Origin of the sequence: Dyadobacter jiangsuensis (genome assembly GCF_003014695.1) — a bacterium.
Lineage (GTDB): Bacteria > Bacteroidota > Bacteroidia > Cytophagales > Spirosomataceae > Dyadobacter > Dyadobacter jiangsuensis.
Window position 1 is genome coordinate 37,270 of record NZ_PYAS01000027.1, and the last position, 20,300, is coordinate 57,569.

The window sequence follows — 20,300 nt, forward strand, 5'->3', positions numbered from 1 at the left end:
GTATTTTCGTTATGGAATACACAAATCAAAAATCTTATTATTCAAATGAAAAATCTTAAAAATCTCGGTTTCGCGATCGTGGCGCTGATGCTGGCCATGTCGGTGGCAGTGGCCGGGGAAGGAGATAAAAAAGCAGCAAAAAATGCTGACAAGGGAATCCAGTTTACGGAAGGTAAATGGTCGGAACTCCTGAAACAGGCGAAGAAAGAGAATAAACTGATCTTCCTGGACGCGTACACCACCTGGTGCGGCCCGTGTAAAATGCTGCAAAAGAATGTTTTCACACGTGACGACGTAGCGGCGACTTTCAATGGAAATTTCATTAACGTGAAGATCGATATGGAAGCTGGCGAAGGACCTTCACTGGCAAAAAGATACCCCATCGAAGGCTATCCGACCCTATTCTTTATCAATGGAAAGGGCAAGGTAGTGAAGCAGCTTCTCGGCTATCAGCAGCCTCAGGATTTGATCAAAGCAGCTAAATCCGTACAAAAAGGACCTGCTATCTAAATTATGAGTGTACTTATTTGAGGTATCAAAAGAAAGCCCCGCAGTGTTGAACTGCGGGGCTTTTATATGGGCTATTGTTCTTATTCGTAGTAGTTCGGAACGCGGTGGCCGCTACTTTCCAGCAAACGGTCCTTGCGGAACAACTGAACGTCGGCGGCAACCATGTCGTTTACCAGCGCTTTCAGGTCGTATTTCGGTTTCCAGCCAAGCTTTTCCATTGATTTGGTAGGATCGCCGATCAGCAATTCCACTTCCGTAGGACGGAAATAACGCGGATCAACCGCTACTACTTCCTTACCGACTTCGATCTGGAACTCAGGGTTGTTGCATTTAACCACTTTCGCGATCTCATCCACACCTTCGCCGCTGAATTCCACCTCGATGCCAACTTCCGCAAATGCCATTCTCACAAACTCGCGGATGCGGGTAGTAACACCGGTTGCGATCACGAAATCCTCTGGCGTGTCCTGTTGCAGGATGAGCCACATGGCTTCCACGAAGTCTTTGGCATGCCCCCAGTCGCGCTGTGCGTCGAGATTACCGAGGTACACCTTGTCCTGCAAGCCCAATGCGATGCGTGCCACCGCGCGGGTGATTTTGCGGGTTACGAAAGTTTCGCCACGCAGGGGTGATTCGTGGTTGAACAGGATACCATTCACCGCAAACATATTATAGGCTTCGCGGTAGTTGACGGTGATCCAGTAGCCGTAGAGTTTCGCAACCGCGTAAGGCGAGCGCGGGTAGAACGGCGTGCGCTCCGACTGCGGTACTTCCTGTACCAAACCGTACAATTCGGAAGTGGAAGCCTGGTAAATTTTGGTTTTTTGGGTCAACCCCAGCAGACGAACCGCTTCGAGGATGCGGAGTGTTCCGATACCGTCGACGTTGGCGGTGTATTCAGGTTCTTCAAAACTTACCTGCACGTGCGACATTGCGCCCAGGTTGTATATTTCATCCGGCTGAACTTCCTGGATGATGCGGATTATGTTCGTGGAATCGCTCAGATCTCCGTAATGAAGGTGAAAGCGTACATTTTTCTCATGCGGATCTTCATAAATGTGGTCGATCCGCTGGGTGTTGAACAGCGAGCTGCGGCGTTTGATACCATGTACTTCGTATCCCTTGCTCAAAAGGAGCTCGGCCAAATAGGAGCCATCCTGGCCGGTGATCCCTGTAATTAGCGCTTTCTTCATTCTGTTGGTAGTATGTATATGTGGATAAAGTTATCCGGTTAATAAGTAATTACATTAATTGTGGTCGGAAGCCGGGTTGACCATCAGGCTCCGCTTAATATCCACCCTGTCGGCGAGGATTACAGCGGAAGCATATTGCTCACGGATCAGATCAAGGTATTGCTCTGCGTCGCTCCGGTACATAAAATCGCCCACCTTCACGCGGTAGGTCGGCTGAGTGTACGAAACGTAAGGGTTCAAATCCGGAAAGGCCTGGTAAATGTAGGACTTCGCACCATCCGCTTCCTGCCGCACATTTCCTACGTAAATCTGGATCCTGAAACCATTGATGTAGCGGATCGCCTTGTTCTGCTTTGCCAGCGTGTCCAGTACCGATTCCAGTTTCTTGTTGACATACAGCGGTTTGTCTACATCGGCCTTCGGCACATTATTGCTCTTGGCGGGTGTCACCGGTTCTGTACGGCTCACGACAGCGGGTTCTACGTATTCATAGCGTGGCCGGACCGCGGAAAGATCTTCCCTGTACTCGGAACCGGAGCTTACAACCGACTTTTTAGCACAACCCGAAATCAGAATGATACCAAGATGCAGAGCCCATAAAAATTTCTTTTTTAGCGTCATATCCTGAACCATTGTAACTGAGCCCACAAACTTAATCAAAATTGGATGAATCACCATACCACTTAATTTTGAATGTAATACCTAACTTTACCCGGTTTATCCCCGATTTCAATGCTAGTACAATCCAACGTTTCGCTTCGTCATCTCAATACATTCGGGCTCGATGCCGATGCCAGATATTTTATAAATGTGCAGTCCGTCGATGAATTAACGGCCGTTTTGCGTGATCCCGAGTGGAAGGGAACACCGAAATTCATCCTCGGCGGAGGAAGCAACATTTTGCTTACACAAGATATCGATGCGCTCGTGATCCATCCCGGCATCAAGGGCATTACGGTACTGGAAGAAACTGAGGAAACGGTCGTGCTCGCAGTAGGCGCAGGCGAGGTTTGGCACGATTTCGTGATGTATTGTGTGGATAATGGCTATGGCGGTGTGGAAAACCTCTCGCTCATACCCGGAACCGTGGGAGCAGCTCCAATGCAGAACATCGGGGCGTATGGTGTGGAAATTAAAAGTGTGATAGAGTCCGTCGAAGCGGTGGACATCGAAAGTGGTGAAAAACGCATTTTCAGTAATGCGGAATGCGAGTTCGGATATCGTGAAAGTGTATTCAAGAAAGCGTTGAAGCATCAGTATGTGATCACCGGAGCCACTTTCAGGCTCAGTAAGAAGCCTGTTTTGAATGCAGCTTACGGTGATGTGCAAAAAACATTGCAGGAAATGGGCGCTGAAAACCCGACGATCCGGGACATCAGCGAGGCTATTATGCAAATTCGCCGCAGCAAGCTGCCCGATCCGGCCGAAATCGGGAATGCGGGGAGCTTTTTCAAAAATCCCGAGATACCGGTTGCTCAGTTTGCACAATTACGGGAAACCTTTCCGGAGGTGCCCGGTTATCCGGTAGATGCCGAAACGGTGAAAGTACCTGCCGGCTGGCTGATTGAACGGGCCGGTTGGAAGGGTTATCGGGAGGGTGAAATCGGTGTTCATGCGCGTCAGGCGCTGGTACTAGTCAACTACGGCGGCGGTACGGGAGCGCAAATCAAGGCATTATCAGAAAAAATTCAGGCGTCTGTAGCTGATAAGTTCGGCGTACGGCTCAACGCAGAAGTCAATTTTATATAGTATCCTATGCATCGCAAAAAGTTATATACCTCATTTGCCCTGCTCGCAATATTCATCCTTGTTTTCTTCCTGAAAGACCGGTTTACCGTCGATCCGTACCAGGACGAACACCACTACCTCCCCACGGCGGTGTTGTTCAGCAAAGAGCCGGTTCCCTCGCTGAACCTGCTCCAAACTTACAATGAGCTGAACACCCCGATCCCCTTCATTCTCGGCGGATGGGTGCTGCGGGTTTTCGGGGAAGATATCCAGAATCTCCGCCTGCTTACGGCATTTACGAGTTTTGCGCTGCTGATGCTTTTCGTCTGGTACAGTCCCGAACGCACGAAGCGATTTTGGCTTTGCCTGGGTGGTTTGCTGGTTTTCCCCAACTACTACCTGGTCAGCGTCTATTACTACACCGATATTTTCGCGATGGTGTTCACGCTCGGAGGGGTAATCGCCTATTTACGCAAATGGCATTGGGTCGGATTCCTGTCTTTGGCCGCGGCGGTTTGCTGCCGCCAGTACATGCTGGCTTTTCCGGCGGCGATCCTGGCCTATGAAGTGTTTAAAAACATAAAATGGAGCGCCAATCCGGTGATTCTGGTAAAAAGCGTATTGGCGGATCCAGCCTGGATCTGGTATGCGCTGGCTGTGCTCACAATTGTTCCATGGGTGGTTATCTGGCATGGGCCGGCACCTGCGTCGGTTATGGCCGATCAGCATTATGATTCGGATAAGCTGGTGAACTACAATTTCGGCTATTTGATGTACGCATCGGTAGTTGTAGCGGTGTATTACATTATTCCGGAAACCTTGGTAACGCGCCGCATTTCGCACTTTCTCGAATATCCGCGAGAACATCCGGTGATGTTCGGCGGCTTTCTGGTGGTCATTGCGGTAATTATTGCCTTTTTTCCTGCCAAACAGGCCTATAACCCTTATTTCACCTGGCCGTATTTAGGTTATGTAGATGAATTGTTGATGAAAATCGGCATTGGCGGATTGCTGAAACAGCTGGTTTTCGGGGTGCTTATGCTGGTCACGTTGGTTCGTTTTGTATCTCCGCGTTTTAACCTCGCCACCTGGGTTTTCTTGCTGAATATCCTCTTGCTGGGTAAGGCACAGCTGTCCTGGGACAAATACTCCCTGCCGATGATCATGGTTTTGTGGTTCCTGGCGATGTACGACGAGCATTGGCTTCCTTCCGAAACCCGTGCCGGTAACAAACCGGAGGCATTAAATGTAAAATATTAAAGATATATTTATAACCGGGCATTGATCTGCCATTTGTGTACCTGTGCCCGGCCGGGCCCGGAGAATTTTCAAGCCATCAGAAACAGCTTCTTTAATGAAATGAACTTTACACACTTCAAACTTTTCCTGCTTTCCTTCCTTTTCTGCTGCACATTAGGCAGCGCCAGCGCCCAGCGTTTTTATTCGGTGGTTTTCAATAAGTTGCCGCGTGATATGCAAGTGTACGCACGTGCAGACGACAACCTGGCCGATGTGCCCATTTCCGGTGTTATCGAACTGGCAGGATGGGACCATATGTCGGTGGTAACGTACCGGAACAATGTGCGGATAGGCTACCAGAAATCGGCGATCACTTATGGCACTGGTACGACCGGCACATTCAGCATGACGCCGAAAATCAAGGCGGAAATGGCTGATTACTCCTTTGAAGTATACGCTTGTCATCAGGCCGACTCGGCGCTGATCGTGCGGCGTAATGAGGTGGTGGCAGGTGATTTCTATGTGATCAGCGGGCAATCCAATGCAGCCGCGACGGTTTTTGGAGCCTGGTCGAGCAAATACGCGCGTACCGTCGCCCGTACACCCGATCAGACGCCGGCTATTTTACCCGGCGACACGCTTTGGACCGCCGCCGCGTGGTCGTGGACGTATGTAGGCGCGTGGGGTCTCGAAATGCAGAAGGAGATTTTAGAGCGCGACAGCATTCCTACCTGCGTGATCAACGGATCATTGCCCGGTGCAAAACTCACCGATTTTCTGGGTAACCGGAGTTCCAACGACTCTATGAGTATCAGCTCACTTTACGGCAGTTTGCGAAAAAGGGTAAATGTTGCTAATCCTGCCCGTATCAGGGCGTTTATATGGATGCACGGCGAGCAGGAGGTATTCGAAAACATCCCCAATTATGCCACTGAGTTCGATCAGTTGCGTAAATATTGGGTACGGGATTATCCGCAGGTCGACCAGTTTGTGGTTGTTCAGTCGAACATCATTGTCCTGAGAAATGACACGCCCAATCCGATGGGTGGTTCCATACGCGATTTCCTGAGACGGACTAAATACATTTACCCCAAAACAGATCATTTCGCGGCCGTTGGAACACCTGATTATGACGGTGTGCATTACCACAGGTCGGGGTATGAAGAATTTGGCCGCCGGATGTACCGCTTTTTCGCTCCCGGCATCTACGGCTCGAAAGATTCGGACAATGTGCGGAGCCCGGATATTAAAAAGGCATTCTATACTAACGCGGAGAAAAAGGAGATTAACCTGATCTTCGACGAAGGCCAGGAACTGAAATGGCCCGCGGATACTACCCTCAAAGGGCAGGACGGCAAGCCGCTGGTATTGAGCCTGAAAAACTTCTTTTTTCTGGATGGAGATGAAAAGAAAGCCGTGTTTTCAGCTGGAAAGGCAGCAGGAAACCAGGTGACGTTGACACTCAAAGAAGCGTCCAACGCGACGAAATTGAGTTACCTGCCCTCATTCTACCCGGATAACCTGCCGTTGCAGGTGCCGTATTCATTTAATATAGGCATTTACACAGGTCCATATCTATTGAATAAGCGGGGCCTGGGCGCATTTTCTTTTGACAACGTGGCGATTGGCGTGCTGTTGCCTAATGTTGCGCTTTCGGCCAACCGTACCTACAATTCGGTGATACTGACCTGGCCCGCGATAGAGACGGCTACCAGCTATGTTTTGCAACGCAAAAAATCTGACTCGGCTCCTTACGAGACATTGAAAACACTCAATGGGCAGACTTTATCCTTCGAAGACAAAGACATCGAGCTCAACGCGAAATTTACTTACCGAATCCAGGCATTCAGCGAGATTTCACAGTCGGGATATTCGACCGTCGCAGTTGATTTGAGTCCAATCCTCGGCAACGAGATCGGTGCCAAAAACATGCTCTGGCAGCTTTTCCCTAACCCGACCGACCGGGTATTGCGCGTAGAGTTTAAAAATGCGGCCACGGGCGCGATGGCGATTTTCAATGCAAAAGGTCAAGTTCTGCACCGGAAAGCGCTGAAAGCGTCGAAAAGCGAGGAAATCAATGTAGCCGACTGGCCAACGGGTACCTATTTGTTGAATTTCGAAAACCAGGACGGTGTAAGGACTGCGCAGCAGTTTATCAAACGTTAGGCATATTTAAGGGTCTTTCGCGGGAGGCGGGGCAATGTATTTTTCGTAAAACGAGTCAGGTTTTCCGAGATACTGTTCCGCCTCCTGCTTTGACCAGCGTTGCCGTAATGTTTCATACAGGCTAGGGTAGGCATCATATGGAATCGCCACGAACCCCGTATTCGGCGGACTCCACAGTGCGGTGATGTAGTTAAGCCTCGCAGCGCGGTAAAGCCGCCCGATCCCCACCGCTGCGGGAAGCACCAGCGCGAGCATGATGATGATGCAATTGGTATTGCCCCGCAATATGGTAAGCACTTTGGGCAGCGGCTGGCTCGCGAGCGGATACAGCAAGCAGCAGCCGATTAATATCAGTACCGGCATCATACCGCGCAGCAGCATATCATTCACCTTCCCGACCCGGACCAGCGGAAACAGTAATGTAATGCAGATCAGCGTCCAGAACGGCACTGCAGAAATGCCGGGTAGTCCGGCACGGCGTGCTATCAGGTATGCAAAGGCAAAAAGCAACGTGTCCGCGACCGTGTTGACCAGGTATTCTCTCAGCAGATTGTCTATATCACCACGAAACTCCCATATCAGCCCATTCTCGGGCGGGTGCGGGTGCGACTGAAATAATAATAGCACAGGCACCGCTGCGATGGAAGGCAACACAATCTGTGCGATCAGCTTACGAAAAGTAATGCCCCAACGAACCCATTGGAAAATCAATAGGAGCCCCGTGATCAGGCCGACAACCAATGCAGGAAAGGCGGCCCACCAAAGCGCCAGCACCGTTGGGAAACAAAGCAATGCATAATCCAGCCGGTGACGGATCATATGAAAAAGCATTCCCCCCAGCATGAGTGAGGGAATAAACTGGTTCGGTGCCCAGAACAGATTCTCAATATTCGACCAATGTTCGACGCCAATCTGCTCGTATCTGTATAATTGAATAGATCCGTGCGATGCTACGCCCTTGAATATCCTCGGAAAGTCTCCTACGCACAACACGAGCAGCGCCGCCCACCATTTCCGATCGAGCGATATGCAAATCCAGAGAAGTCCTAATGCAATACCGAGGCTGGTCCAGATCAGGATCGCGATCAGGGAAATATCGCCGGCCAGCCTGAAAATGGCGGCCGGCACGAGATAGTACCCGAAATAGTAGGCCATTACCGGACGGTTTGCCGGGAAACGAAGCGGCCAGTCGTTTTGCAGAAGGTCCTGAAACTTCGCATTGTGGCACCAGTGATCCATGGTTTGAAATGCGAAACCGGTAACGCCGGAAGCGAGTGTCAGCAACAAGGCAAGACCTGCTGCAATGCAGATATCTTTTAAATGTATAATGCATTTGGGAAATGCGATTTCCTGCAATATACTTTTATGAAGAAGATGGATAAGAAGTGCTATTCCTGCTAGTGAAAGTGCGGCTTTGGCCCAATATAAATAGAATATAATATTGGGTATTAATAAATAAATAATTGAAACGAGGTAAAGCGTTTTGTTTCGCATTTAAATAAAATAATGTGTGTATAACTTATTTGAATTATCAACCGGTAAATAGCGGTTTAAAACTCCATTTCTATTTCCTGGCCAGGATGTAAAGTTTTCGCAAATAATCCCGGTTCACGATGCAGAACCTGATGAGGTTGCTCCGGCCTCCGATTTTCAGTTTTTTGCTGATCCTTCGCTTGTAGTTTTCAATGCTTTTAGGCTCAATGACGAGGCAGGCCGCTATTTCGGCTGTGGTGAGGCCATCTGTTATGAAGGAAAGAACGTCCCATTCGCGGTCGGTGAGTTGGAGGAGCCTCTGGTTGATCGACTGGTAATCATCGACCAGTAGTATGGAAGCATTTTCTGATACAGGGGTCATGAATAGCGTGTTGATAATGGTAATCCGAAAAGGGTTTTGATCGTCGGTATAGCTTGGACGAACGGCAAAGTTATTTGTTTTATTAAAAATAAAAACCCCTCAATAATTGAGGTGTTTGGTGCAAAGTTTTGATGGGTAAATGAAATAGGTGAAGAAAAATAGTAGACATAGTTTTACGGAAACTACTTTACATATTTCGTTATGCACACTAATATTAAATTCGCCGGATACTTTCTGGCCTGGTTGCTTTTGCTAAATGCAAATGACTTGTTTGCAAATGGCCTGGAAAATGAAGCGGATATTGATCCGGTTTTGTTTTCAATGTCTGCGGATAAATCCGTGGTGAAAATCGGAGAAGCGTTTTCGATCGACATTCAGTGTACGCTGCGTGACTTTTCGGATCTCCGGCTGTTTCCGGTGTCGCTGAATGGCGAGTTTGTTTTGAAAGTCGTATTTCCGGATGGCTTTGTGCAAACGGGGGGTAATTATTATCATACGGTTTCTGGGAAATTGCTGAGGCCGGGTGAGAAGATTGTGTACAGAATTACGGGCAAGTTTGTATCGAAACCGCCTTCCGGAAAGTTTATGCTGCTGCGAGGAACAAAGCAATCGGTCGAAGTTGGCCGGTTTCTTTACCGCGGTGAGCTGGCCCTAGCGGTTGATGACGCGGAAATAGCTGAGGCGGCTGCGCGGCAGACGGCTACGGCTGCTTTCAGTCAATGTCTCGAGGCAGAATTGATGTCCGGAGCCAATGGCCCTGTGACCAGTGACCCCAATGCTTCAAACGGCCAGACGCGCGGTGCGGAAAACCAGTACAACCACTTTGTCGATTACATGGTGAATGTCCCTTCCGCGGGGGCTTATCAGGTCACGTTGCGGTATTATTCTTCTGCGGTGCCAGTGCTGAGTGTGACGGTCAATGGAGCCAATGTACAGACGATTTCGCTGCCGAACTCCGGCTCCTGGAACATTGCCTACACCGATTATACCTTCTCTGTAAACCTGAATGCGGGTGCATCGACGTTGAAAATTGCCGGTACGGGCGGTGGAAGCTGCCGTCAGGACAAGATTTGTGTCACAGGGGATGGTCAGACGTGCCCCGTTTTGAGTAAGGTGAGACTGCATTGGCGCACAGCAGATTTCAACCGCCTGAACGGAGCAAAGATTCAGGGCTCGAACGACGGTTCTGTCTGGACGGATATTTACACGATCGGAGTCAACGCTACCGGCAGCTGGCAGGAGTTTACTTTTCCGAATGCCACGCCCTACCAACATGTGCGATATGCCGCCAGCCCGACCGGTTACGGCGAGTTGCGGGAGATTGAATTTTACAGCGGGGCTACCAAACTTTCGGGAGCAACCTTTGGTTCCGATCCGAATGTGGCTGCTATGGGCTGGCAATATGCCGTTGACGGAATAGTAAATGCATCGTGGCATGGGCAGTACGTGGGTATTGGCGCCCATGCAGGCCCGAGCAACTTCGTGGGTATATCGATTACCGGATGTGCGACAACTTGTATCAAACCTGCCATTGTGCAAACGGCCGGGACAAATGTATGTCCGTCGACCAACCAGCAGGTAACATTGACGGCCTCGGGCTACTCGGGCAATGTGAGCTGGATGCTGAATGGAGTATCGGCTGGCAGCGGTACTTCCCTCGCAACAGCTAATGCGGGTTCCTACACCGCTTCCAGCAGCAACGGGGCCTGTACGAGCGGACAATCCCAGGTATTCACGGTGACGCAGGCAGCCAATTGTGCGGCTACCGCATTAGTACCGAAGATTTCTTCCAGCGGTTTTCCCGAGATCCTCACATTATCAATTGTCGCGGACCCCGCCAATCCCGGAGGCTGGTTGCTGAGCGATGTCGGAACAGTGAGTTTACCAGCCGGTTATGAATGGTCCTATTTCATCGGCAGCAAATGGCTGCGGACCGGGGCTAATCTGACCAACGAACCGTGGCAATCGAGCAGCCCGGGAAGGGTTGTCAAAATGGCTACGAAGATCGGGCTTGATACGCTCAACCGCTGGCCGTGTCCGCCGGAGGGCTGCAACTACTATTATCAAAACGACGCCGTCGCACAGCTCGCGCCCGGCGCGCGGGGAGGTCTCACCACTTTTATCTTTAACTGACCATGAAAAAGCTGATCCTGTTTTGGGTGCTCCTGAGCACCCTGCCCCTCCATGCCCAAACTATACCAGTCACTTTCAAGAACACGATTCCTTCCGGCTACGACCCGACTTCGCAGGTACCCGGTTTCATGGAAGTGAGCCCGAATATCGCAATGCCCGCGGGCCATGTACTCGTAAAGCCGCCTACCAAGCAGTCGTATACCTGGGCGCAGACGTTCGCGAAGGGTGGTACGCACTATAACCGAAATGAACTAGGCAATGAAGGCTCCCTGGCCGCATTCAGGAGTTCTTATCCCGATAAGGAATACAATGGCGTCCCGACTATCCCGACGATTTTTGGATTGCCGTGCATCGGACCGGAAGAATGGGTGGATGGATACAACAAGAAATGCTGGCCTAATGGCCCGTTCACCGATGCGGAGGCCCGCGCGAAGGCGCATGAGGTATGGAATAGCGGCAATGCGTCCAATCTCTGGATCGGGGAGACGATGGAAAACTTCCCATTTATGCCTGCCGACAAGCCCATGTGGAACTCATTCTATGATGAGCTGGCGGGGCTTTACGAAGCGAAGAAGGCACAGGACCAGAAGCCGTTTTTCCTCTGCCATAACTATTTTGCGACAGGCCCCTATTACCTGGGAAACACCTCCAAAACCCAGGCCGACTGGGAGGTGATGTACACGCAGGATCCTTCGCAATGGCAGATGAAAACCTGGTTTCATCCTGGCGGGACATTGTCACGCACCAACACCGTGATGGAGGGCATTTACTTCGGAGCATTCGACCTCAATCCGGGCCAGGCGATGAATTCGCTTTTTTGCATGGAGCTTTGGCAAAAACTCGGCAAATACACCGGGATGTTCTTCTATAACCACCACGAATGGGCACCCGAGTCTTTTACGGATAAAGTTACATTTCCCGAGGGCACATTTTTTCGTGCCGACAAGCCTGTACACGACCCGGCATTTCAAATCCTGATGGGTTTTCTGGCACACGAATACGGCAATGTTTTCGTCGATTGGGGCACCTTCCTGAAACAACCGGCAAGCAAGAAACCCATCGGGTACTATCAGCCGGTGCACCAGAGCATGGATTACTGGCGACCCAATGCGGGCGGTCCGGCCACATTTCCCTACTATTACCAATTGGGGGTGGGATTGCCGCCACAGGATTTTTATTCACCGCTCGCCGTCAGCAGCGATTACAGTTATTTCGGGAATTTGTTGTGGATGCAAACGGGCGGAACCGTTGCAGGCGGCACGCCGTATTATTGTTCCTATCGCCTCGACGGCAATGCGTGGATCGATCGGAAGGCGTCAGGGTGCGACATCGTGAGTGCGTATTTTGCCAAAAGAGGTATTGCGAGGTGCCGCATTTCGGGCAACAAGATGGTGTTGTATTATTTCAATATGTATGCGGATAACCTCCGGCACATTATCGAGGTCAAGCACCCGACCAACCCGGCTAAAAGTTATACTGGTACGGTCTGTGGAAGTGGTATCCACGTGGTGATGCTGGATGTTTAAGGATTCGGTATCCCGGTTCTTTGCGGGGTAGGCTTAGCTTCCCAGGCCGTATCTTACAATGCAATACAGCGCACGGAAACCATCTTTCCAGTTGATTTTCTTGCCCTCATCATATGTACGGCCGTAGTAAGACACGCCTACTTCGTAAATGCGGATTTTGGGAATTTTGGAGATTTTGGCCGTTACTTCCGGCTCGAAGCCGAAGCGGTTTTCGACCAGTTTCAGACCCTTCAGCAGATCGGCCCGGAAGAGTTTGTAGCATGTTTCCATGTCCGTCAGGTTGAGGTTGGTAAACATGTTGCTCAGGAACGTCAGGAACTTGTTCCCGATCGTGTGCCAGAAAAAAAGGATGCGGTGTGGTCTTCCGCCCATGAAGCGGGAGCCATACACCACATCCGCATATCCTTCGATAACCGGTTTTAGCAATATATTGAATTCCTGGGGATCGTATTCAAGGTCTGCGTCCTGGACGATAATGTAGTCGCCCGTCGCGCGGCGGATGCCTGTGTGCAATGCCGCCCCTTTCCCCTGGTTGTATTCATGCCGGAAGTAAGCTACTTCCAGCTCAGGATTCTCTTCTATGAATTTTTTAGCAACTGCCTCCGTATTGTCGGCAGAACAGTCATTTACAATTACAATCTCCTTCTGAAAATTACCTACCAGTTCAACGGATTTGAGTTTATCCAGCACATTTCGGATTGTTTTTTCTTCATTGTAGGCAGGAACGATAACCGATAATTTCATCAGGGAAAGATATAGTGAGACTGTTTAAGAGTGAATCGTTATTGTTTCGGGGTTATTCGTTATTCAAAACACAATGAAGCTGCTCCAAGCAGTCCGGCGTCGTTAGCAAGCGTTGCGCGTTTGATATTGATTGTTTTCAGGTAGTAAGGCGTCAGCCAGTACTTGAAACGATCGTTAATAGCCGGCAAAATAAACTCAAATGAGGCAGAAATACCACCACCGATCAAAATTGTTGTGATATCGAGTATCCGGATCATCGAAACGAGGCCTTCGCCCAGCAGGTAACCCATCTCATGGAAAACCGCTTTTGCAAGCTCGTCGCCAGCGGAAGCAGCCGCTACGAGGCCGGTGGTTGAAATCGTGCCGTCGGCAGGAAGTTGGGTCGTGCCGGTGTAAGCCGCGCGCATCGCATTAGCCATGTCGAGCAGTTCTTTTTTACCGATGTTGCGTTCGAGAACCTTTCCGTTTTTGGAAGGAACGTGACCTGGCTCCATCGCATTACCCCCGCCGCCTTTGAATACCTTCTTGTCGATAATCGCCGCGCCGCCGATACCGGTGCCAAGGGTTACGAAAATGTAATCTTCCGGAAGTTTGTCCTCCCCAAAATAATATTCACCCAAAGCAGCCGCGTTGGCGTCGTTTTCGAGGTAAAAATCATGCTGCGGAAACCGTGCTTTCAAATCCGGAACAATGGTGATCCCGTCGATTTCGGGGATTGCCGTGATTTCGATCAGCGTGGTCCTGTCGCGGGAAATGAGCCCCGGAACACCGATTCCTACTTTTTTGACTTCGGGATATTCAACGAGTTGGAGCGCAATTGCATCACCTAATCTGTCTATAAAATGCCCGGAGCTACGCCAGCTGGCAGTATCGTGACTGTAAAAATTCGAGATTCTTCCATCCGTAGCGTCAACGATCCCCATTTTTACGTTGGTACCGCCCACGTCTATACCGAGGTATTGTTCCATGAAATGAAAATATGGGTTTAATAAATAATTTTAAAAATGCGGCAATTTAGTAAAATTGCTCTATTGTTCACTCATTAATCCAAATCTCCCAGCTGCGGGCGGATCAAAATCTCTTCCACAACTGCCCTGGGAGACAATGCATAGGCGGCCCAGATCGACTCGGCCACGTCGCCGGAATCCATAAAGCGGTCCTCAGGCAGCTCGGTGCCCTTCCAGCTGTCGGTGTAAGTCGCACCGGGTAGAATGGCGGTTACACGTACTTTATGCGGCTTCATTTCTTCGCGCAGTACCTTGGTCATCCCGTACAATGCGAACTTCGAAATGCAATAGGAGCCGCCGTTTGGGTAGGCGATAATGCTGGCGGTGGAGCAAATGGTGAAGATATGACCCTTTTTCTGCTCCATCATGCCGGGCAAAAGCCCCCGCGTGAGATGGTAAGCGCTGTACAGGTTGGTTTCCATCGTTTTTTCCAGCGTGCCCTCCGTTTCATTATGGACCTGTCCCGGGATAAATACGCCGGTATTGTTGATAAGTACCTCCACCGCCGGGTTATGCTTGTGGATAAATGCAATGAAAGCGTCCACATCGGCGCGTACCGACAGGTCGGCCGTTAAATAAGTCAGTTTTGATTGGGGAAAACTTTCGCTGAATGTTTGTTGCAGTGCGAGCAGGTCGCTCTCGTTTCTTGCGCAGGTAATTACATCGAAGCCTTGTGCTAAAAATTTTTCTATCGCTGCCCTTCCGATCCCTTTTGTTCCACCGGTTACAACCGCTAATGGATTCATTTTTCTGATTACTTCTTTTTTTGCCTAATTTTCCCGAAAATATTGAATACAATTAAGATATCATGTCTGTAATCGGTAAATACTTCATTTTTTTAGGGACGCTGTTCGGGAAGGGCGAGAAATTATCGGTTTATTGGCGGAGGCTGATGGAGGAATGCGTGGGCATCGGCGTGAGTTCGATCTTCATCGTCGCGATCGTTTCCACCTTCATCGGCGCGGTGTCTTGTATTCAGACGGCCTATAACCTCGTTAGCCCCATTATCCCTATTTCCACCGTGGCATTGATCGTCCGCGATATGGAAATCCTCGAACTCGCGCCGACCATTACCTGTATTGTGCTCGCAGGAAAGGTAGGGTCCAATATCGCCAGCGAATTGGGTACGATGCGCATTACCGAGCAGATCGACGCTTTGGAAGTAATGGGGATCAACTCCTCGTCGTACCTGGTGCTTCCGAAAGTGGTTGCAGCGATGCTCACATTCCCGATGCTCGTTATTTTTTCTGCATTCCTGGGCATTTTGGGCGGTTACCTGGCAGGGACACTCACGGGCGTAATCACCGAACGGGATTATTTATACGGTATCCGCGATTCCTTCGTGCCCTACAATATCTTTTTCATGTGTGTGAAACCTTTTGTTTTCGGCTTCCTGATCGCCTCGATTTCCTCTTTCAAGGGATTTTTTACTTCGGGTGGCGCGTTGGAGGTGGGTAAGGCAAGCACACAGGCGGTAACCAACAGCTGTATTTCCATTCTTGTCGCAGATTACCTGCTCGCGCAACTGCTTTTGTAAGCGTTCTCAACCGGACACAAAATGATTGAAATCAATAATATCTCGAAGGCATTCAACGGTAAGGAAGTTTTAAAAGGGATTTCGGCCCAGTTTCAGAAAGGAGAAACGAACCTGATCATCGGCGGCAGCGGTACGGGGAAAAGTGTGTTGCTCAAATGCATGATCGGCCTCGTGAAGCCCGACGAGGGCAACGTCCTATACAACGGCCGCGATTTTTACCATTGCGATAAAGACACCCAACAGTCTATCCGCCGCGAGATGGGCGTACTCTTCCAGGGTGGAGCATTGTTTGATTCCAAAACAGTGGAAGAGAATGTGCGGTTTCCACTGGACATGCTTACCACGCAATCAACGGAGGAAAAACGGGAGCGGGTAGCGTTTTGTTTGCAAAGGGTAGGGCTGGAACAGGCGGCGAAACGGATGCCATCGGAGATCAGCGGGGGGATGAAGAAGCGCGTCGGCATTGCACGGGCCATTGTGATGAACCCTGCCTACTTGTTCTGTGACGAACCCAACTCCGGCCTCGATCCGCTCACGTCGGTGAAGATCGACGAGCTGATCAAAGAAATCACGGAGGAATATCAGATCACGACCATTATTATTACGCATGATATGAATTCCGTCATGGAGATTGGCCAGAATATTATGTTCCTGTATCAAGGCCATAAACTTTGGGAAGGCGTGAACACCGATATTACCAAAACCGATGTGCCGGAATTGAAAGAATTCCTTTTCTCCAATAAACTGCTGCGCGAAATGCAGGAATAGCCTGCATTATCGCTTTCGGAGAGCTGGGATATTTTTCCTTTCCAGCAAAAACACCGCCGCCACGCACATCGCGAACACAGCCATGTGTACCGGAACGGAAATCCACAGATTTGGTATTTTAAACATCGAAGAGGTGTAAATCAGCAATGCGCCCCCGCCAATGTAACCGATCGCGGAAGTGAGGTCGTACGGTACGGGGTAATACTTCTGCCCGAAATAATAGCAGAGCGCCAGCATCACAAAGCCCGACAATGCGAATGCGATCGCGAATCCGTGGTAGCCGATCTGAGGTACGAGCACGAAGCTCGTCGCGATGGTAATGCCCGCGCCTGTGAGCGTGAGCCAGGTTCCGTATTCGGTTTTGTCGGTCAGTTTAAACCAGGTCGCCAGGTTGTAATATACGCCCAGGAACAAATAACCCGCCAGCAGCCAGGGCACCACGCCCAGGCCTTCGTGGTAAATCTTCTTTTTCAGGAACAACTCGGCAAATAGGTCGAGGTTCAGGCATATGCCCACCCACATAAGCACGCATATGATGATAAAATACTTGGTAACCTTCGCGAAAACGGGCGGTGCATTCTTGTCCTCGCCTTTGGAAAAGAAAAATGGCTCCGCGGCGTATTTGAATGCCTGTATGGCCAGGTTCATGAAGATCGACAACTTGTAACATTGCACGTAAATACCGATGGCGGTTTCGTTGCTGCGGCCCGGGTAGAAGTTCGCGGGGAGCAAAAACTGGATGAAGGCCCGGTCGAAAAGCATATTCAGCACACCGCCGACATTCATGATCATCACGGGAAATGCATACACCCAGACGGGTTTGAAAAGCGCACTGCTGAACACAAACCGGAAATCGGCGAACTCTTTCCTGAGCATCCAGAAAAATGCGAGGTTGGCGATGAGGTTGGCCAGTACTATATAATCCGGGGCATGCAGCGGGTTGTAGAACAGATCAACGGCTGGTTGCAGGAATGCCAGGTATTCGCCTGCATGGATATCGCGGCAGACGAGCAGGAAGAACAAGTTCAGGAAAATGTTGATCAAAATGTTGGTAACCCGGATGATCACGAACTTTTTACCCTTGCCTTCCAGTCTCAGCCTCGCGAACGGGATCGAAACGATACCGTCGGTGGCCATGATGATCGCGAACATCCTGACAATCGGCGTAGAATCAGGATATTTGATGAGCTCGGCAATAGGCCTTGCGAAGACGAACATCAGCGTGGAGCAGATCAGGCTGACCAGGATCACCGCACTTAATATCAGGTCGTAGTATTGTTTCCGGTCTTTTTCATCGCGTGCAAAGCGGAAAAACGCGGTTTCCATACCAAATGTATAAAGCACGAGCGCCAGGCCGGCATAAGCAAATAGCTGCCCTTGTGCGGCGATTTGCTGAGGTTCAAAAAGATCGGTATGCAGGGCCACCAGCAGGTAGTTCAAAAAGCGGCCCAGCATGGTGCTGATGCCATAGGTGGCGGTTTCACTGGCCAGTTTTTTCAGTACGCTCATTCAATGCGGGATTTTCCTTCGCAAATATAGAAGAGTAACTGCCAATAAAAGGAAAAGGCCCTTCCCGTTTGAGGGGAAGGGCCTGCGGTTTTTTTATCGTCAACCCCGGACATCCGAGATAATACTGTCAACTACGCGCTCGATACGCTTCCAGCCTTCATCGGTTTGAAGGTCCACGTCAAGCATTTTTTCACGATAATCAGAGGAGATGGTCAAAAAATAAATGCCTGCTGAAATGAATGCGATTAACGCGCTGGTGTCATTGTAATAGGGCAGGTCGCCTATTTTGTTGAGGATACGCGTCGCAATCTGGTTGCGGGCGTCTGAAAGCATCGACTTTCCGGTTCCGATCTCCCAGCGGAGCAGGTCACGCGTAGCTTTGCGCTGGCGCAGATCGTTGGTGAAAGTGTGCATGAGGGACGTGAGAGCTTTGTTCCGTTCGTCCGGTGTTAGCTCCGGGATGTTGTCAATGTAATCTGTGCTGAGGGTTGACGTGTACTCTCCCGACCTGACATACTGTTCCATCAGGCCGTCTACGCTTTCAAAGTACCTGTAAATCAGTACTTTGTTGACTCCGGCAGTGCGGGCGATCAGGTTTACGCCCACTTTTTCGGTGCCATGTTGTTCAATTACTTCGCCGACCGCCTTGAGTATTTTACTCTTCGTGCGCTCGCGATCACGCTTTTTTACTTTTTCTACTTTCATATGGGTGCTGTTTAGGTTAAAACATAGTAAATGTAACATTTCATATCCAAATTTTATAGCAGAAAAGTTACATTAAGTAACCAAATTTTTAAAAAGGTTTCCTTAATGTCACCGTGAGGTCGCAAAAAGTTGGAAATGCTATTAAATGGCCTTTTACCCTCCGAAATTTGGAAGTATTCTAAGGTTAGGAGCGGGAATTGGATGGAAATAAAAAAGAGCTCATTGAAAAATGAGCTCTTCGATTACTGTTGGCCGACAAGGACTCGAACCCTGAATAAGACAACCAAAATGTCCTGTGTTACCATTACACCATCGGCCAAAACCGTAAACAGTGGTGCAAAAGTAATGGTAGCGAGGTCACGTGTCAAGCTTTTTGGAAAAAAAATTAAATACTTTTTAGCTCAACATTGCTAGCGATCTTTTTTACAAGGCCTTGCAAAACTTTGCCCGGTCCTGATTCGATGAAGATTTCTGCACCGTCGGCTACCATTTGCTCCACAGACTGCGTCCATCTTACCGGAGCCGTGAGCTGCGAGATCAGATTTTCTTTAATAACGGATACTTCCGTGGCTGGTTTTGCATTCACATTCTGGTAAACCGGGCAAATCGGCTGCTCAAACTGCGCCGCGTTGATAGCCGCTGCGAGTTCTTCGCGGGCTGGTTCCATCAATGGAGAGTGGAATGCGCCTCCGACAGGAAGTACCAAAGCGCGTTTTGCACCGGCGGCTTTCAGAAGCTCATTGGCGCGCTCAACGCCTTCGATGGTTCCTGAAATGACCACTTGTCCCGGGCAGTTATAGTTCGCCGGTACGACGATTTCATCCGTAATGCCTGCGCAGATTTCTTCGATCACGTTGTCGGCGAGGCCGAGGATCGCGGCCATTGTCGACGGGCGGATTTCGCAGGCTTTCTGCATCGCCGCCGCACGTTTTGCCACGAGTGAGAGACCGTCTTCGAAAGAAAGGGCTCCGGCTGCAACCAAGGCCGAAAATTCGCCAAGCGAGTGACCCGCTACCATGTTCGGTGCGAAATCGGGGGTGATTTTCGCCAGGATCACGGAATGGATAAATATCGCCGGTTGGGTCACGTTGGTTTGTTTCAACTCCTCGTCGGTGCCTTCGAACATGATTTTCGTGATTTCGAAACCGAGGATTTCGTTCGCTTTTTCAAACAATGCCTTGGCGGAATCGGAGCTTTGGTAAAGATCCAGACCCATTCCTTTGAACTGCGAGCCCTGACCAGGGAAAACATATGCCGTTTTCATATGGATGATTTATGGTTATTCATGATGAAACAAAAAGCCCGGCAAAAAACCGGGCTACAAAGGAAATACTTGAATGTGAAAGAAAAAAGAATCTATCGCAGCAGCTGCACCCATCCTTTCAGGGTCACAGGCACACTTTGTTTTTGCGAAGATTCGAAATAGATTTTTACTTCATAATAATACTGACCCGCAGCAAGGTCTTTACCGCCATTGGTTTTACCGTCCCAATTGATGTTGACATCCTTGGTGGAATACACCTGCGCACCCCATCGGTTGTAGGCTTTGAATTCCAGCGATTGTACAAATGCGGGGCATTCCAGGGGCTGGAAGGTGTCGTTTTTGTTGTCGCCATTGGGTGTAAATACGTTGGGTAGCACAAACATCGGGCAGTTATCGCGGCACACGGTATTGCTTGG

General features: G+C 49.9%; 19 protein-coding genes and 1 tRNA gene. 8 read left to right on the forward strand and 12 right to left on the reverse strand.

The window, feature by feature from the left end; translation table 11 throughout:
- The first annotated feature begins 45 nt into the window (after positions 1–45).
- Positions 46–510, forward strand: a complete 465-nt coding sequence (locus tag CLV60_RS32545) for a thioredoxin family protein (protein ID WP_106599584.1) — start codon at positions 46–48, stop codon at positions 508–510.
- Between the two features lie 80 nt (positions 511–590).
- Here the strand turns inward: CLV60_RS32545 and gmd are convergent, their stop codons facing one another.
- Positions 591–1,703: a GDP-mannose 4,6-dehydratase gene (gene gmd, locus CLV60_RS32550; RefSeq protein ID WP_106599585.1), complete on the reverse strand. Its 1,113-nt coding sequence runs from the start codon at positions 1,701–1,703 to the stop codon at positions 591–593.
- A 54-nt stretch (positions 1,704–1,757) separates the two neighbouring features.
- Positions 1,758–2,171, reverse strand: coding sequence for an SPOR domain-containing protein (locus CLV60_RS32555; RefSeq protein WP_229211237.1), 414 nt, complete (start codon positions 2,169–2,171; stop codon positions 1,758–1,760).
- Between the two features lie 264 nt (positions 2,172–2,435).
- Between CLV60_RS32555 and murB the strand changes: the two genes are divergently transcribed.
- The 3 genes from murB to CLV60_RS32570 all read left to right on the forward strand — a co-directional run bounded on the left by murB (position 2,436) and on the right by CLV60_RS32570 (position 6,836).
- On the forward strand, positions 2,436–3,452 hold the full coding sequence (murB, locus tag CLV60_RS32560) for a UDP-N-acetylmuramate dehydrogenase (RefSeq protein ID WP_106599587.1): 1,017 nt from the start codon (positions 2,436–2,438) through the stop codon (positions 3,450–3,452).
- 6 nt (positions 3,453–3,458) lie between these two features.
- Complete coding sequence (locus tag CLV60_RS32565; RefSeq protein WP_106599588.1) at positions 3,459–4,691, forward strand: hypothetical protein; 1,233 nt, start codon at positions 3,459–3,461, stop codon at positions 4,689–4,691.
- A gap of 99 nt (positions 4,692–4,790) precedes the next feature.
- Positions 4,791–6,836 carry a T9SS type A sorting domain-containing protein gene (locus tag CLV60_RS32570; protein WP_106599589.1) on the forward strand — a complete coding sequence of 682 codons (2,046 nt, stop codon included), beginning with the start codon at positions 4,791–4,793 and terminating at the stop codon, positions 6,834–6,836.
- Between the two features lie 6 nt (positions 6,837–6,842).
- Here the strand turns inward: CLV60_RS32570 and CLV60_RS32575 are convergent, their stop codons facing one another.
- Together CLV60_RS32575 and CLV60_RS32580 are read right to left on the reverse strand one after the other, a co-directional pair.
- The gene (locus CLV60_RS32575; protein WP_106599590.1) at positions 6,843–8,192 is read right to left on the reverse strand and encodes a hypothetical protein; all 1,350 of its coding nucleotides are present in this window, start codon (positions 8,190–8,192) and stop codon (positions 6,843–6,845) included.
- 208 nt (positions 8,193–8,400) lie between these two features.
- On the reverse strand, positions 8,401–8,691 hold the full coding sequence (locus CLV60_RS32580) for a helix-turn-helix domain-containing protein (RefSeq protein WP_106599591.1): 291 nt from the start codon (positions 8,689–8,691) through the stop codon (positions 8,401–8,403).
- A 201-nt stretch (positions 8,692–8,892) separates the two neighbouring features.
- Here CLV60_RS32580 and CLV60_RS32585 point away from each other — a divergent pair, with 201 nt between their 5' ends.
- A complete protein-coding gene (locus CLV60_RS32585; protein ID WP_106599592.1) occupies positions 8,893–10,824 on the forward strand; it encodes a galactose-binding domain-containing protein in 1,932 nt (643 codons plus the stop codon).
- A 2-nt stretch (positions 10,825–10,826) separates the two neighbouring features.
- Entirely contained in the window at positions 10,827–12,350 is a 1,524-nt protein-coding gene (locus CLV60_RS32590) for a hypothetical protein (RefSeq protein WP_106599593.1), read from the forward strand.
- A gap of 33 nt (positions 12,351–12,383) precedes the next feature.
- On the opposite strand, the gene CLV60_RS32595 is transcribed toward CLV60_RS32590, so the two are convergent.
- The 3 genes from CLV60_RS32595 to CLV60_RS32605 form a co-directional block, all read right to left on the reverse strand.
- The gene (locus CLV60_RS32595) at positions 12,384–13,094 is read right to left on the reverse strand and encodes a glycosyltransferase family 2 protein (protein WP_106599594.1); all 711 of its coding nucleotides are present in this window, start codon (positions 13,092–13,094) and stop codon (positions 12,384–12,386) included.
- 59 nt (positions 13,095–13,153) lie between these two features.
- The gene (locus CLV60_RS32600) at positions 13,154–14,062 is read right to left on the reverse strand and encodes an ROK family protein (RefSeq protein ID WP_106599595.1); all 909 of its coding nucleotides are present in this window, start codon (positions 14,060–14,062) and stop codon (positions 13,154–13,156) included.
- Positions 14,063–14,136: 74 nt separating this feature from the next.
- On the reverse strand, positions 14,137–14,847 hold the full coding sequence (locus CLV60_RS32605; protein WP_106599596.1) for an SDR family oxidoreductase: 711 nt from the start codon (positions 14,845–14,847) through the stop codon (positions 14,137–14,139).
- 62 nt (positions 14,848–14,909) lie between these two features.
- Here CLV60_RS32605 and CLV60_RS32610 point away from each other — a divergent pair, with 62 nt between their 5' ends.
- Positions 14,910–15,638 (forward strand): MlaE family ABC transporter permease, encoded by a 729-nt coding sequence (locus CLV60_RS32610; RefSeq protein ID WP_015813410.1) that lies wholly within the window; start codon positions 14,910–14,912, stop codon positions 15,636–15,638.
- Positions 15,639–15,659: 21 nt separating this feature from the next.
- Positions 15,660–16,406, forward strand: a complete 747-nt coding sequence (locus CLV60_RS32615; protein ID WP_106599597.1) for an ABC transporter ATP-binding protein — start codon at positions 15,660–15,662, stop codon at positions 16,404–16,406.
- Positions 16,407–16,412: 6 nt separating this feature from the next.
- Here the strand turns inward: CLV60_RS32615 and CLV60_RS32620 are convergent, their stop codons facing one another.
- The 5 genes from CLV60_RS32620 to CLV60_RS32640 all read right to left on the reverse strand — a co-directional run.
- Positions 16,413–17,915, reverse strand: coding sequence for a lipopolysaccharide biosynthesis protein (locus tag CLV60_RS32620; protein ID WP_106599598.1), 1,503 nt, complete (start codon positions 17,913–17,915; stop codon positions 16,413–16,415).
- A 99-nt stretch (positions 17,916–18,014) separates the two neighbouring features.
- A complete protein-coding gene (locus CLV60_RS32625; protein WP_106599599.1) occupies positions 18,015–18,620 on the reverse strand; it encodes a TetR/AcrR family transcriptional regulator in 606 nt (201 codons plus the stop codon).
- Positions 18,621–18,868: 248 nt separating this feature from the next.
- A tRNA-Gln gene (locus CLV60_RS32630) sits at positions 18,869–18,939 on the reverse strand.
- 66 nt (positions 18,940–19,005) lie between these two features.
- Positions 19,006–19,884: an ACP S-malonyltransferase gene (gene fabD / locus CLV60_RS32635; protein ID WP_106599600.1), complete on the reverse strand. Its 879-nt coding sequence runs from the start codon at positions 19,882–19,884 to the stop codon at positions 19,006–19,008.
- 92 nt (positions 19,885–19,976) lie between these two features.
- A partial coding sequence (locus CLV60_RS32640; RefSeq protein ID WP_146151639.1) for a T9SS type B sorting domain-containing protein occupies positions 19,977–20,300 on the reverse strand: 324 nt, incomplete at its 5' end.

Coding starts and splice junctions, on each gene's coding strand:
- CLV60_RS32545 (WP_106599584.1), top strand. CDS start 46: ATGAAAAATCTTAAAAATCTCGGTTTCGCGATCGTGGCGCTGATGCTG.
- gmd (WP_106599585.1), bottom strand. CDS start 1,703: ATGAAGAAAGCGCTAATTACAGGGATCACCGGCCAGGATGGCTCCTAT.
- murB (WP_106599587.1), top strand. CDS start 2,436: ATGCTAGTACAATCCAACGTTTCGCTTCGTCATCTCAATACATTCGGG.
- CLV60_RS32565 (WP_106599588.1), top strand. CDS start 3,459: ATGCATCGCAAAAAGTTATATACCTCATTTGCCCTGCTCGCAATATTC.
- CLV60_RS32570 (WP_106599589.1), top strand. CDS start 4,791: ATGAACTTTACACACTTCAAACTTTTCCTGCTTTCCTTCCTTTTCTGC.
- CLV60_RS32580 (WP_106599591.1), bottom strand. CDS start 8,691: ATGACCCCTGTATCAGAAAATGCTTCCATACTACTGGTCGATGATTAC.
- CLV60_RS32585 (WP_106599592.1), top strand. CDS start 8,893: ATGCACACTAATATTAAATTCGCCGGATACTTTCTGGCCTGGTTGCTT.
- CLV60_RS32590 (WP_106599593.1), top strand. CDS start 10,827: ATGAAAAAGCTGATCCTGTTTTGGGTGCTCCTGAGCACCCTGCCCCTC.
- CLV60_RS32595 (WP_106599594.1), bottom strand. CDS start 13,094: ATGAAATTATCGGTTATCGTTCCTGCCTACAATGAAGAAAAAACAATC.
- CLV60_RS32600 (WP_106599595.1), bottom strand. CDS start 14,062: ATGGAACAATACCTCGGTATAGACGTGGGCGGTACCAACGTAAAAATG.
- CLV60_RS32605 (WP_106599596.1), bottom strand. CDS start 14,847: ATGAATCCATTAGCGGTTGTAACCGGTGGAACAAAAGGGATCGGAAGG.
- CLV60_RS32610 (WP_015813410.1), top strand. CDS start 14,910: ATGTCTGTAATCGGTAAATACTTCATTTTTTTAGGGACGCTGTTCGGG.
- CLV60_RS32615 (WP_106599597.1), top strand. CDS start 15,660: ATGATTGAAATCAATAATATCTCGAAGGCATTCAACGGTAAGGAAGTT.
- CLV60_RS32620 (WP_106599598.1), bottom strand. CDS start 17,915: ATGAGCGTACTGAAAAAACTGGCCAGTGAAACCGCCACCTATGGCATC.
- CLV60_RS32625 (WP_106599599.1), bottom strand. CDS start 18,620: ATGAAAGTAGAAAAAGTAAAAAAGCGTGATCGCGAGCGCACGAAGAGT.
- fabD (WP_106599600.1), bottom strand. CDS start 19,884: ATGAAAACGGCATATGTTTTCCCTGGTCAGGGCTCGCAGTTCAAAGGA.